This window comes from Methylobacterium sp. Leaf465, assembly GCF_001424705.1.
Classification (GTDB): domain Bacteria; phylum Pseudomonadota; class Alphaproteobacteria; order Rhizobiales; family Beijerinckiaceae; genus Methylobacterium.
This window is the reverse complement of sequence record NZ_LMRA01000046.1, coordinates 40,409-52,874: the sequence shown is the minus strand read 5'-3', so window position 1 is coordinate 52,874 and position 12,466 is coordinate 40,409. Positions and strand designations below refer to the sequence as shown.

Genomic DNA, 12,466 nt, shown 5'->3' with positions numbered 1-12,466 from the left:
GTTAGCGCAGGGCCATGCCCCCAGCCGATGCCCTCGTAACAGACATAGGCGCGCGCCTCCTCTACCGCGATGCCCTTGTGCTCGTCATCGACAAGCCGGCGGGTTTGCCGGTCCATCCCGGCCCGAAAGGCGGCGCCACTCTCACCGACCATCTCGACGCCCTGCGCTTCGGTCTGCCCCGCCGGCCGGAGGCAGCCCATCGCCTGGATCGCGATACTTCCGGCTGCCTCGCTCTCGGACGCCACGCCAAGGCCCTTGCCCGCCTGAACAGGCTCTTCGCCGCAAGCGGTACGGTCGAGAAGACCTACTGGGCCCTGGTCGAGGGCGGGCCCGAGACGGAGGCCGGTGAGATCGCCCTGTCCCTGGCGCGGCGCTCCGACGATCCCCGCTCCTGGTGGATGAAGGTCGACCCGGCGGGCGATGCCGCCCTCACCCGCTTCGCGGTCCTCGGGCGCGGCGGCGGCCTGACCTGGCTCGCCCTCTCGCCGGTCACCGGGCGGACGCATCAGCTGCGCGTCCACTGCGCCGCGATGGGCTTTCCCATCCTCGGCGACCCGATCTACGGCACCGCCCCCCGCAGCGGTGGCCCGGGCCTCCAGCTGCATGCCCGCGCGCTCACGCTCCCGCTTTATCCGAAGAAGGCCCCGATCCGGGTCGAAGCGCCGGCTCCGGGGCACATGCAGGCGGGGTTGGCCGTGTGCGGTTTCCAGGGACCGGACCCCGCTTAGTCGACCGGTCGGCTGCGATCCGTTTCGGCGGCGATGAGAACCCGGCCGTCGTGCCCGACGATCGTCACGTCGGCGAAGATCCCGGGCGGTGTCCCGGGTGGGAGCCGGACCGGCGTGAAGGCGTCCGTGCGGCCGAGACCGCCCCGTTCCGTGAGCACCCGGCGGGTCCGGCCCACCTCGCCGGCGAGATGGGCCGCGAGAGCGGCGTCGCCGGCGGCTCGCAGGCGTGCGGCGCGATCCCGGATGACGTCGCCGGGCACCGGTGGCATCCGGGCCGCCGGGGTGCCGGGCCGGGCGGAGTACGGGAAGACGTGGAGATGCGTCAGGCCGCACTCGGCCACGAGGTCGAGGGAACGGGCGAACTGCGCCTCGGTCTCGGTGGGGAAGCCCGCGATCAGGTCAGCCCCGAAGACGGCGCCGGGGCGCAAGGCTCTGACCGTGTTGCAGAATCGGATCGCGTCCGCGCGGGCGTGACGCCGCTTCATCCGCTTCAGGATGAGGTCGTCGCCGGCCTGGAGGGAGAGATGGAAATGCGGCATCAGCCGCGCCTCGCCGGCGATCGCCGCCATCAGCGCCACGTCGGCCTCGATGGAATCGATGGAGGAGAGGCGCAGCCGGGCGAGGCCGGGCACCTGCGCGAGGATGGTCTGTATCAGGTATCCCAAGCTCGGGGTCGCGTCGAGGTCGCGGCCATAAGCGGTCAGGTCGACCCCGGTGAGCACCACCTCGTGCCCGCCGGCCTCGACGATGCGGGCGACCTGATCGACCACATCCGAAACGGGCAGGGAGCGCGAGTTTCCGCGCCCGAAGGGGATGATGCAGAAGGTGCAACGGTGATCGCAGCCGTTCTGGATGGGCACGAAGGCCCGGGTGTGCCCGGCGATTCCGGCGATCCGGGTCGGCGTGGCGTGGCGCACCGTCATGATGTCGTCGACGGCATTGCGCGCCTCCGGCCGGACCGGACGGGACCAGGTCTCGGCCCGGCCCTTGGCGTCGTTGCCGACGAGGCGCGCCACCTCCGGCATGGCCGCATAGGCGCCGGTCTCGACCTGGGCGCCGCAGCCGGTGACCACGATCTCGGCGCCGGGGCGTTCGCGGGCGAGCTTGCGGATGGCCTTGCGGGCCTGGCGCCCGGCCTCGGCGGTCACCGCGCAAGTGTTGACGATGACGAGGTCCGCGGAGGCCGCCCCCGCCGCCGCATGCCCGCGCATGACCTCGGACTCGACGGTGTTGAGGCGGCAGCCGAAGGTCAGGGTCTCGACCGCCATCTCAGGCGGCGTCTTCGGCGGAGAAGATCTCCGGCGGGAAGCTGCCGTCCCATTCCAGCGCCACCGGACCGGTCATCAGGACGTGGTCGTCGGCGCGCCACTCGATGACGAGGTCGCCGCCGGGCAGGCTCACCGTGGCGCCCCGGCCGATCATGCGCAGGCGCGAAGCGGCCACCACCGTGGCGCAGGCGGCGGTGCCGCAGGCCAGCGTCAATCCGGCGCCGCGTTCCCAGACCCGGAGCTTGATCCGGTCCGGACCCAGGACCTGGGCGACCGAGATGTTGGCGCGGTCCGGGAAGATCGGGTGGTTCTCCAGCATCGGGCCCATCCGGGCGAGGTCGTAGATGTCGGGATCGCGATCCACGAAGAACACCGCGTGCGGGTTGCCCATGTTCACGACCCCGGGCGAATGCAAAACCGGATCGTCGGTCGGACCGATCTGCAGCTCGATCCGGCGGGTGTCCTGGAACGGCTCGGCCAGCGGGATCTCGGCCCAGGCCAGCTTCGGGCGGCCCATGTCGACGGTGAAGGAGCGCTCGGCGACGCGCTTGACGCCCACCAAGCCGCCGCGGGTCTCCAGGAGGAGTCGCCCGCTCTCGGCCGGCCGGGCCATGGCGGGGTCGTCGAGCATCGCGTAGGCGACGCAGCGGGTGCCGTTGCCGCAGGCGCCGGCTTCCGAACCGTCGGTGTTGTAGATCCTCAGGGACGCGTCGGTGCCGGGCGTACGGGCATCGTGGATCACCATGAGCTGGTCGAACTGCGCCCGGGGATAGGCCGCGATGGCACGCGCCTCCCCGGCCGTGACCTGCGTCTGCGTGCCGCGCAGGTCCAGCACCACGATCTGGTTTCCGGCTCCGTGCATCTTCAGGAACCGTCGATGGGCAAGCTCGCTCATGCCGCCTTGTCTCTGTGTCGTGCGTCCGGGGGGCTCGAGATCGCGCGGGTCGACGGACCCCCACGAGGGCGACCGGCCCTGGTGGGGCTATAGGCCAAAGCGACCGCGCACGCACGGGGCCCGGCGCCGCGGCTGCGTTGCAGAAGCGCCGCGCCTTGCCGGCTTCGTGCGGCGCGGCACCCGGGACGTCTCGCCGGCCGCGGGCATCGCGCCTAGTTTCTCCGCACGGGCCCAGGGGTGTGCGATTCGATGCGCCCCGCGCCGATCCGGAGCCACCGCCTTGACCCGTCCCCGCTTCTTGACCCGCTCCAGCCTCAAGCCGCTCGCCACGGTGCTCGCCGGGTGCGTCGCGCTGTCGACCGTCTGCGCCGCGAAACCGGTCCTGGCCCAGGCGGTCACGCCGCCGGCCGCGGCCAACCCGCTGCCGACCACCACCAACCCCGATCCGAAGACGCCCGGGACGGCGGACATCCCGGTGCCGGCCCAGGCTGGAACGGCGCCCTCCGCCACGCCGACGGCCGGACCTCGGCAGACCCTGGTGGCCACCCCCGGCGACGCCAACGACGTCGACGAGGTCTCGCTACCCGCGAAGCCCGCAGCGATCCTCGCCGGGCGGACGAAGTGGGAGGAGGCGGTGCCGAGCCTCAAGGCCGCGTTCCAGCGCATCGAGGGCGACCTCGCCAAGGCCGGCATCCAGGCCGTGGGCCGGCCGATCGCGGTCTTCGCCAAGACCGACGACGACGGCTTCCAGTACGACGCGATGATCCCGATCGCCGCGATGCCGGACCCCAAGCCGGCCGAGGCCGACGGCCTGCGCTTCGGCACCACGCCGAGCGGCCGCGCCCTGCGCTTCCCGCACAAGGGCTCCTACGACGAGATCGACGGCACCTACGAGACCCTGACCGCCTACCTGGATGCCAAGGACATCGTCGTGCAGGACAAGTTCATCGAGGAATACGTCACGGACTTGAACGACAAGGCCGACGAGAAGCTCGACGTGAACATCTACGCCCTGCCGAAGTAGCGGGCGGTCAGGCCCGGACCGCGGCCGGTTCGGCCTCGCCGAGCCGGCCGTCGTTCCGCTGGATCACGCGCTCCGCCGCGCCGACGTCGTGGCCGCCAGCTCGCTGAGAGCCCCGACCGTCGAGGAAAGCTGCACGGGCGGCCAGATCGGATGCGGGAGCCGCACCGCATCCTGGCGCAGGCCTCGAAGGCGAGCGCAGGGTTGCAGGCGCTGCGAGCCGATTCGGGGACGTGGCAGGAATGGGGCCGTTCCCGCGCGCCGTCGGCGTGAGACCGTCCGGTCGCGGCCGGCTCAGAACAGGCTGGCCTGCCCGCCCGGCGCGGCGCCCGGGACCCGTTCCAGCGCCAGCAGGAAGCGCTTGATGTCGAGGCCGCCGGCGAAGCCCGTCAGGGTGCCGCCGGCCCCGATGACCCGGTGGCACGGCACGACGATGGGCAGGGGATTGGCGCCGTTGGCTGCCCCCACGGCGCGGCTGGCACCCGGCCGGCCGATGCTGCGGGCGAGTTCGCCGTAGCTGATCGTCTCCCCCGGCGGGATCTCGGTAAGCGCCTGCCAGACCGCGTGCTGGAAGGGCGTGCCGCGCGGTGCGAGGGCGAGGTCGAAGCGGATGAGGCGCCCGTCGAAGTAGGCTTCGAGCTGAGCGCGCGCCGGGGCGAAGGCGGTGTCGTCCCGGTGCCAGTCCGGACCCGGCATCACCGCGCCCTTGCCGCGGGGAAGGCCGATGCAGGCGAGGCGTTCGTCCGGTCCGGCGAGGACCAGCGGACCGATGGGGGTCGGCAGGATCGTGAAGCGCGTTGCGGGCATGGCGCGGCTCGTCGGCGAGGGACCTGACCTTCGCTCTCTTTCGGGTCGGATTTCCAGAGGTCACGCATTTTGCGCTCAAGATTGATTGGGGCTGGTCGTCAGGCGACCGGACCCGTGCGTCGGGCAGATGCGGAGCGTCGCGTGACGCGTTTGGACCAGTCATGCCAGCGATCTGCAACTCAAAATTTCAATTTATCAACTCTTGGTTTTGGCGTTGATACTGGTTTTGGCGGAGTTGGACGATCTGCGCGATTTACCGTTCGGGTGGATTTCGCGCAAATTATTTGCGTAGGCGGAAGTACCTCGCCTAACAGGGGTCGCATCCTGGCACGCATCCCGAGAAGAGCGCGCCGAAGGACGTGTCGGACGGTGGGGGCATCGGGCAAGTTGCCATGACGGGTCATACGCGTCCCGAGCCGGTCACCTGGCGCTCCCAGGGGCGGTTCGTCGCCAGCATCGCCTCGATGCGACAGCTCCAGTTGTTCAACGATCGCGGCGGACTCGCGGTCAATTTCGACATCCTGCGTTCGACCGCGCCCGACATCGCGATCGCAGGGACGCAGAGCAAGGCCTTCAGCCTGTGGGAGACCCGCTCGTCCAGCGGCTTCGTGACGGAACCCAAGTACAACGCACAGCTGATCACGATCCGCTTCGTGACGAGCGGCCACATCATCTATCGGCGCCGATCCGGAGACGTCGACGGCGTTCCGACCCATGCGACCCTCGTCAATTTCAGCGACCTGCGGGAGGTCCAGGCCTACGGCGCGTTCAGCGCGGTCAGCGGAACGTTCAGTGTTGATGTGCTGACGGCCGCCCATGCGGCCCTGACGGGCCGCAGCGATGGCACCCTGCCGGATCTCACGCCCACGGCCTCCGTGGCGACCCCCGCCATGATGGCCTTGTTTCTCACCCTGCGGCGGGTTCAGGAGCAGATCCAGGCAATCGAGTGCCACGACGACCTGACCTTTCAGCTCCTCAAGGAGGTCCTGAGCTACCAGTTGCTGTCGGCCTGGCCCCGACGCGACGCTCCCGCGCCGTCCCAGGCGCAGGATATCCCCTCCCGCAGCCTCGGCCGGGCGCTCGACTACATCGAGGCGAATCTCTCGCGGGCCCTGACCCTGGCCGACATCGCGGCGGTGGCGGGGATCAGCGTGCGCTCGCTTCAGAACCGGTTCCGCCGGGACCTGGGGCGCACGCCGGTCCAGGTCATCCTCGAGCGGCGCCTGGCGCAGGTCCATCAGGACCTGATGTCGCCCGCTAAGGCGTCCCTGTCCGTCGCCGAGATCGCCCGCTCCTGGGGCTTCGTGCATATGGGCGACTTCGGCCAGCGCTATCGCCGCCAGTACGGCCGCACGCCGACGGAAACCCGCCGCACCGGCCGCGCCCTCTGAGGCGTCCGGAACGACTTGGCGACGGTGCCGGCTGCGAATCGGCCTTCGCCATTCATCGGAGCGGCGATCAGGCGTCTCTATCGGGATCGCGCGCGACCGTATCATGTTTGCGAAAATTTGACAGTTTCAGTCATTTGATAGAATTTCAGTCAGCGTCGTTTCGCCTGCAAGAGAACACCGAAAACGCGATGGAGCTGTGGGGTAGACTTCGAATGTCTTGCGCGAAATTGATCGATTTGGAGCTGCGATCGCGGTCGTATCTGTTGCTGCAGCACAGTGCCGATAGTTCCGCTCCTCTTTTGCAAACCTTTCCTGATGTTGCCATCACACGTGTCGCCAGATGCCCTGTACTGAACCCACGCTTGCCTGGCTGGAAAACTTGAATCGGGACCGGACCGTCGCGCCGCGAGTCTTCCCCGAGGGAGCCGGTCCGGGCACAGGGGACGCGCCGCCCGCGTCGATCGCCATCGCCGATCCGGCGGGCCTCGAGGACGAATTGCAGAGGCGTCTCGGCCAGATCGTGTTCTCGACCCTCTGCGAGGAGCTCGGCAGGTCGGCCCTGCTGTCGGTGGAGCGTGACATCGCCGCGACCGGGAGCCTGACGCCCGATCATCTCCGGGCCGCGCGAGCCCTGCTCAACTGGTCGATGTCCGATCTCGCCCTGGAGAGCGGCCTCTCGATCTCGACGATCAAGCGCATCGAGCTGGAACCGCAGGACGTCGCCCGGCGCAGCTACCGCCTCGTGGTCGACACCCTGCGGGGCGGAGGCATCCGCTTCGTCACCCTCGACGGCGGCACGATCGCGGTGGCCAAGGCCAAGCGCACCACCCCGCCGGTATCCGTGCTTCCGGCACGGATTCCCGGCCACGCGGGCTGAGGCGCGGCGTCCCGCTCAGAACAGCGGGATGTCGTGATGCGCCAGCCCCGCATGCGGGGCCTGATGCGGGGCGACGTCGATGCCCGCGCCGGGATCGGTCCCGTCCGCGGGATCGCCGGTCTCGTGCAATCGAGGCGCCGGGGCGCCGGCCATCAGGGCCGTGGCCTCGACACGCAGGTCGGCGGCCGGATCCCGCGGTCCCTGGCCCCCCTCTACGAACACGAAGCTGTCGGTGCCGGCTTCGCTCGCGAGCGAGCGGTGGGCATCGCTGCCCGCGGGGTCCCCGTGCCCCTGCTGCCCACCGGCGTGGTGGTCGGGTCCGACCGGCGTGGCGGTGCCGTCCTCACCGGGGGGCGTCGTCGTGACGGGCGGCGGCGTGGCGGAGGGTGGCATGGGCGGTGTCGGCTCGGGCAAGACCGCCGCGTCGCCGGGGCCGTCATCGCGCAGGATGCCGTCATCGTGCATGACCTGGCCGGGCAGAACGCCCTCGGTGTCGACGCCGATGAGATCGAGCTTGGCGACGTAGCTTCCCATCCCGGCCGCCTCGGCCTTGGCGTGGACATCGGCGACCTTCTGCGCCCCGGTCACGTACTCGATCGCGACGACGTCCTTGCCGGCATCCTGGGCGATCTTCAACTGGTCGAGGCTCGCCTGCGTCTCGGCGGCGGGCCGCTTCGCGGAGCCGTCATCGTTGTAGAACAGGTTCTCCTTGAACAACCCGTCGATGCTGTCGACGTAGGCTTGGTCCGTCAGCAGGTCCTCCGCTCCGTTGACCCAGACCTTGAAGGTCGGGGCCTGGGCCTTGGCATAGGCGCTCAACGCCTGGACCAGCGTCCGCATCGCACCGGCGGCGTCGCCCCCGGGGGCATGCGCCTGGCTCCAGGGCAATTCGAACGCATCGACCACGTCGAAGTAGATGCCGTCATAGCCCGCCTGAATCATCCGATCGATGGCGGCTTCGGCGACGGCCTTCCACTCCGGCGTCCAGTAGGCGACTTCGAAATCGCCCGCCCAGTTCGGGTCCTCGGGTCCGAGGGCTCCGCTCGGGATCGTGGCGAAGTAGTCCCGGTAGGCCTCGGCCTCCCCGAGGCTGAAATAGCCGAGGAGCAGGGCCTGGCCCGGGCCGCCGCCCATCTGCTGCACCTCGGCCGGCGTGAACATCCGCCCGTCATCGGTGTAGGCCTCGACCACCTTCACGTCGAACGGAGCAGCCGCGATCACCGCCGGATCGACGCCTTGCAGGACATACATGGCCGTCTTGGGCATCGCCGTGCCTCCCTGGGGTTTTTCCGAGATCTCGGATGGTGATGCGTCAGGGCGTGCGCGCGCCGGGCCCCTTCGGGTCTCGGGATCGGGCGCCCCGTGGCCGGCGTCCTAGTCGGTGGGGGCCAGATCGTCCGCGGACCAGGTCTCACGGATGTTGCCCACGTCGATCTCGTAGGCTTCGCCCAGGTTCCAGACGCCCACGACGGCTCCCACGCGGCCATCGGGCAGGCGTACCAGGTCGAGATGGATGAAGGGGGAAGGGGTCACGGGCGCGTCCTCCAGCGTCTTCGCCCAAGGATTACGCCCTCTTCGAACCCAAATATCAGTTCGTGCGGCGACGCCGGGGCGATCAATGCAGATGACAATTGATATAAATATTTCTTCCTGCCGTATTGGGATAGCGTTGATCTTAGACGTTTATGGGATTGGCGTCAAAACATGCTGTTCCGGGGGGGGCGACCGCTGCGCCTGAACGCGTTCGGCCTCCGGCGTCCCGCCCGGCCGGTTCAGACCGGCGGCGTGTGGCGGAAGCGGGCCGCGATGGGGCACTGGGATGTATTCCACGGCAATCAACAGCATCGTTGTCTGTTGATCTTTGTAAAGTCAAGTTCCAGCCACAATCCTGGAGAAGGCTAGGTCTCCGGCTGTTTCAGTGGAGGCTGGCATGACAGTGACGATCTTTGACCCTCTGACTGGGAAGATGGTGACGATCACGCTGCCCGACTGGCGATAGGCCGAGGGCTCTGTCGAGCGGACGTCACGCGGAAGGGGCGCGCCCGTCCCGGGTGGGCCGGGAGCGCGATGGGCGGTCCCTACTCTGCCGCCTCGCTGTAGGAGTCCACCGGCGGGCAGGCGCAGACGAGGTTGCGGTCGCCGTAGGCGTTGTCGACCCGGTTGATCGGGGGCCAGTATTTGTCCATCCCCAGGCTTCCGCTCGGGAAACAGGCCGCCTCGCGGGAATAGGGGCGTTCCCAGGCTCCCACGAGGTCCCGCACCGTGTGGGGCGCGTGCTTCAGGGGATTGTTGGCCCTGTCCATCCGCCCGTCCTCGATGGAGCGGATTTCCTCGCGGATCGCCAGCATGGCCTCGCAGAAGCGGTCAATCTCGCCCTTGGTCTCGGATTCGGTGGGCTCGATCATCAGGGTGCCGGCCACCGGCCAGGACATGGTCGGCGGGTGGAAGCCGCAATCGATCAGGCGCTTGGCGATGTCCTCGACGCTGACACCCGCGCTCTTCTGGAACGGCCGCACGTCGATGATGCACTCGTGCGCCACCCGGCCCTGGGCGCCGGAATACAGCACCGGGTAGGCGCCCTTCAGCCGGGCCGCGATGTAGTTGGCGTTCAGGATGGCGATGCGGGTCGCCTGGGTCAGGCCGCGCCCGCCCATGAGCAGGCAGTAGCTCCAGGAGATCGGCAGGATCGAGGCCGAGCCGTAGGGCGCCGCCGAGACCGCACCCGCCTCTCCGGTACGCGGGTCGGAGGGCAGGAACGGGATCAGGTGCGCCTTGACGCCGATCGGTCCCATGCCGGGGCCGCCCCCGCCATGGGGGATGCAGAACGTCTTGTGCAGGTTGAGATGGCTGACGTCGGCCCCGATATCGCCGGGGCGGGCGAGGCCCACCAGGGCGTTCAGGTTGGCCCCGTCGAGGTAGACCTGTCCGCCGTGGCCGTGGACGATGTCGCAGATCGCGCGCACCTGCACCTCGAACACCCCGTGGGTCGACGGATAGGTGATCATGCAGGCGGCGAGCGTCTCGGAATGCAACTCGGCCTTCCGGCGGAAATCGTCGAGGTCGACGTTGCCCTGCGCGTCGGCGCCCACCACCACGACGCTCATGCCGCACATCTGCGCCGAGGCCGGGTTGGTGCCGTGGGCCGAGGACGGGATCAGGCAGACGGTCCGGTGCGCGTCGCCCCGCGCGCGGTGATAGGCCCGGATGGCCAGGAGCCCGGCATACTCGCCCTGAGCCCCGGAATTCGGCTGCATCGAGATCGCGTCGTAGCCGGTGATGGCGCAGAGCTTTTCGGACAGATCTCCGATGAGGGCCTGGTACCCTTCAGCCTGGTCCGCCGGCACGAAGGGATGGATCTCCGAGAATTCCGGCCAGGAGATCGGCAGCATCTCGGCGGTGGCGTTGAGCTTCATCGTGCAGGAGCCGAGTGGGATCATCGCCCGGTCCAGCGCCAGGTCCCGGTCGGCGAGGCGGCGCATGTAGCGCGTCATCTCGCTCTCGGCCCGGTTCATCTGGAAGATCGGATGCGTCAAGTAGGGGGAGGTCCGCACCAGCGCGGCGGGCAGGCGGTGCTCCGGCCAGGCCTCGTCATAGGCCGGGTCCTTCGCCCCGAAGGCGCGCCAGACGGTCTGGAGGATGTCGGGCCGGGTGCGCTCGTCCACCGTGATGCCGATGCGGTCGTCGCCCACCGTCCGCAGGTTGACGCCGTTGGCCACCGCCTGTCCCAGGATCAGGCCCTGGAAGGCGCCGACCCGCACGGTGATCGTGTCGAAGAAGTGCTCCGGCTCCACCGTGAAGCCGAGGGCCTCCAGCCCGGCGGCGAGGCGCACGGCGTCGCGATGGACCCGGGCCGCGATGGCCTTCAGCCCGCGCGGGCCGTGGAAGACCGCGTACATGCCGGCGATGACCGCGAGCAGCACCTGCGCGGTGCAGATGTTCGAGGTCGCCTTCTCGCGGCGGATGTGCTGCTCGCGCGTCTGGAGCGCGAGGCGGTAGGCGCGGTTGCCGCGGGCATCCACCGAGACCCCGACGAGGCGGCCCGGCAGGGTGCGCTTGTGCGCGTCCCGGGTCGCCATGTAGGCGGCGTGCGGCCCGCCATAGCCCATCGGCACGCCGTAGCGCTGCATTGAGCCGACGGCGATGTCCGCGCCCATCTCGCCCGGCGATGTGAGCAGCGTCAGTGCCAGGGGGTCGGCCGCCACCACCGCGACCGCGCCGGCCGCGTGCAGGTCGGCGATGGGCCGGGTCAGGTCGCGGATGCCGCCGCAGACGCCGGGATACTGGAAGATCGCCCCGAAGACCTGGGCGGGGTCGAGGTCCTTGGCCGGATCGCCGACCACGACGGTCCAGCCCAGCGGCGCGGCGCGGGTGCGCAGCACCGCGATGGTCTGGGGCAGGCACTCGGCATCGACGAAGAACGCGGTCCGGCCCGAGCCGGCGATGCGCTGGGCCATGCCCATGGCCTCCGCCGCGGCGGTGGCCTCGTCGAGGAGCGAGGCGTTGGCGATGTCGAGGCCGGTCAGGTCGCAGACCAGGGTCTGGAAGTTCAGGAGCGCCTCGAGCCGGCCCTGGCTGATCTCAGGCTGGTAGGGCGAGTAGGCGGTGTACCAGGCCGGGTTCTCGAAGATGTTGCGCTGGATCACCGGCGGCATGGTGGTGCCGTGGTAGCCCTGCCCGATCAGCGAGACGAGGAGCCGGTTCTTGTCGGCGATGCCCCGCATGTGCTCGATCACCCGGCGCTCGGTCATGGCGACCCCGAAATCGAGGCGCTCCTTCTGCCGGATGTCGGCCGGCAGGGTCTCGTCCATCAGGGTATGCAGGCTCTCGGCGCCGACGACGCCAAGCATCGCCTCGATTTCCTGCGTCGTCGGGCCGATGTGGCGGCGGTTGGCGAAGTCGTGAGGGTCGTAGCGGTCGGTGGTCATGGGGGACCTCGGATTGTAAATGATCTGGACTGTGCCGTCGCATCCCTTCTCCCCTCAGCGGGAGAAGGTGGCCCGCGCAGCGGGTCGGATGAGGGAAGCGCCGTATCCGGAGAGGTTGCTCCCTCTCCCGCCCACTCCGTGGGCACCCTCCCCCGCTGAGGGGGGGAGGGTAAGCGGCGGCGCTACTTCGCGAACTCGGCGTAGGCGGCCGCGTCCATCAGCCCCTCGAGGCTGGCCAGATCGTCGAGGCGGATGCGGTAGAGCCACCCGGCGCCCTGTGGGTCGGTGCCCACGCTGGACGGGTCGGCCACGGCCGCCTCGTTGACCTCGGTGACCTCGCCGGAGACCGGCGCATAGACGTCCGAGGCCGCCTTGACGGACTCGACCACCGCCGCGGCCTCGCCCTTGGACAGCTTCGCGCCGACCTTCGGCAACTCGATGAAGACGAGGTCGCCGAGCTGTTCGGCGGCGTGGGTGGTGATGCCCACCGTGGCGACGTCGCCGGTGCAATCCAGCCACTCATGCTCGTCCGTGAACTTCCGCATCGCTTTCTC

11 protein-coding genes are annotated in these 12,466 nt (G+C 69.6%); 4 read left to right on the top strand and 7 right to left on the bottom strand.

Translation table 11 applies throughout. The features are described 5' to 3' along the window. Window positions 1-14 precede the first annotated feature (14 nt). Window positions 15-728 carry an RluA family pseudouridine synthase gene (locus ASG51_RS19965; protein ID WP_056382639.1) on the top strand — a complete coding sequence of 238 codons (714 nt, stop codon included), beginning with the start codon at window positions 15-17 and terminating at the stop codon, window positions 726-728. Here the strand turns inward: ASG51_RS19965 and mtaB are convergent. Beyond that, complete coding sequence (gene mtaB, locus ASG51_RS19960) at window positions 725-1,996, bottom strand: tRNA (N(6)-L-threonylcarbamoyladenosine(37)-C(2))-methylthiotransferase MtaB (RefSeq protein WP_056382637.1); 1,272 nt, start codon at window positions 1,994-1,996, stop codon at window positions 725-727. The two genes, ASG51_RS19965 and mtaB, sit on opposite strands and share 4 nt — an antisense overlap. A gap of 1 nt (window position 1,997) precedes the next feature. Further along, window positions 1,998-2,891 (bottom strand): diaminopimelate epimerase, encoded by an 894-nt coding sequence (dapF, locus tag ASG51_RS19955; protein WP_056382635.1) that lies wholly within the window; start codon window positions 2,889-2,891, stop codon window positions 1,998-2,000. A gap of 352 nt (window positions 2,892-3,243) precedes the next feature. Here dapF and ASG51_RS19950 point away from each other — a divergent pair, with 352 nt between their 5' ends. After that, the gene (locus ASG51_RS19950; protein WP_244479975.1) at window positions 3,244-3,915 is read left to right on the top strand and encodes a GyrI-like domain-containing protein; all 672 of its coding nucleotides are present in this window, start codon (window positions 3,244-3,246) and stop codon (window positions 3,913-3,915) included. A gap of 291 nt (window positions 3,916-4,206) precedes the next feature. Here ASG51_RS19950 and ASG51_RS19945 read toward each other — a convergent pair whose 3' ends face one another. Continuing rightward, entirely contained in the window at window positions 4,207-4,719 is a 513-nt protein-coding gene (locus ASG51_RS19945) for a methylated-DNA--[protein]-cysteine S-methyltransferase (protein ID WP_056219967.1), read from the bottom strand. 392 nt (window positions 4,720-5,111) lie between these two features. Here ASG51_RS19945 and ASG51_RS19940 point away from each other — a divergent pair, with 392 nt between their 5' ends. Together ASG51_RS19940 and ASG51_RS19935 are read left to right on the top strand one after the other, a co-directional pair. After that, window positions 5,112-6,110 (top strand): helix-turn-helix domain-containing protein, encoded by a 999-nt coding sequence (locus tag ASG51_RS19940; protein WP_056382633.1) that lies wholly within the window; start codon window positions 5,112-5,114, stop codon window positions 6,108-6,110. A 379-nt stretch (window positions 6,111-6,489) separates the two neighbouring features. After that, on the top strand, window positions 6,490-6,987 hold the full coding sequence (locus ASG51_RS19935) for a helix-turn-helix transcriptional regulator (RefSeq protein ID WP_056382631.1): 498 nt from the start codon (window positions 6,490-6,492) through the stop codon (window positions 6,985-6,987). Between the two features lie 15 nt (window positions 6,988-7,002). On the opposite strand, the gene ASG51_RS24705 is transcribed toward ASG51_RS19935, so the two are convergent. The 4 genes from ASG51_RS24705 to gcvH all read right to left on the bottom strand — a co-directional run bounded on the left by ASG51_RS24705 (window position 7,003) and on the right by gcvH (window position 12,457). Further along, on the bottom strand, window positions 7,003-8,253 hold the full coding sequence (locus ASG51_RS24705; protein WP_056382629.1) for an endo alpha-1,4 polygalactosaminidase: 1,251 nt from the start codon (window positions 8,251-8,253) through the stop codon (window positions 7,003-7,005). Window positions 8,254-8,361: 108 nt separating this feature from the next. Beyond that, complete coding sequence (locus tag ASG51_RS24375) at window positions 8,362-8,520, bottom strand: hypothetical protein (RefSeq protein ID WP_156375565.1); 159 nt, start codon at window positions 8,518-8,520, stop codon at window positions 8,362-8,364. A gap of 545 nt (window positions 8,521-9,065) precedes the next feature. Beyond that, on the bottom strand, window positions 9,066-11,912 hold the full coding sequence (gene gcvP, locus ASG51_RS19925) for an aminomethyl-transferring glycine dehydrogenase (protein ID WP_056382627.1): 2,847 nt from the start codon (window positions 11,910-11,912) through the stop codon (window positions 9,066-9,068). Window positions 11,913-12,094: 182 nt separating this feature from the next. Further along, entirely contained in the window at window positions 12,095-12,457 is a 363-nt protein-coding gene (gene gcvH, locus ASG51_RS19920; RefSeq protein ID WP_056382625.1) for a glycine cleavage system protein GcvH, read from the bottom strand. Window positions 12,458-12,466: the final 9 nt, after the last annotated feature.

Coding starts and splice junctions, on each gene's coding strand:
- ASG51_RS19965 (WP_056382639.1), top strand. CDS start 15: ATGCCCCCAGCCGATGCCCTCGTAACAGACATAGGCGCGCGCCTCCTC.
- mtaB (WP_056382637.1), bottom strand. CDS start 1,996: ATGGCGGTCGAGACCCTGACCTTCGGCTGCCGCCTCAACACCGTCGAG.
- dapF (WP_056382635.1), bottom strand. CDS start 2,891: ATGAGCGAGCTTGCCCATCGACGGTTCCTGAAGATGCACGGAGCCGGA.
- ASG51_RS19945 (WP_056219967.1), bottom strand. CDS start 4,719: ATGCCCGCAACGCGCTTCACGATCCTGCCGACCCCCATCGGTCCGCTG.
- ASG51_RS19940 (WP_056382633.1), top strand. CDS start 5,112: ATGACGGGTCATACGCGTCCCGAGCCGGTCACCTGGCGCTCCCAGGGG.
- ASG51_RS24705 (WP_056382629.1), bottom strand. CDS start 8,253: ATGCCCAAGACGGCCATGTATGTCCTGCAAGGCGTCGATCCGGCGGTG.
- gcvP (WP_056382627.1), bottom strand. CDS start 11,912: ATGACCACCGACCGCTACGACCCTCACGACTTCGCCAACCGCCGCCAC.
- gcvH (WP_056382625.1), bottom strand. CDS start 12,457: ATGCGGAAGTTCACGGACGAGCATGAGTGGCTGGATTGCACCGGCGAC.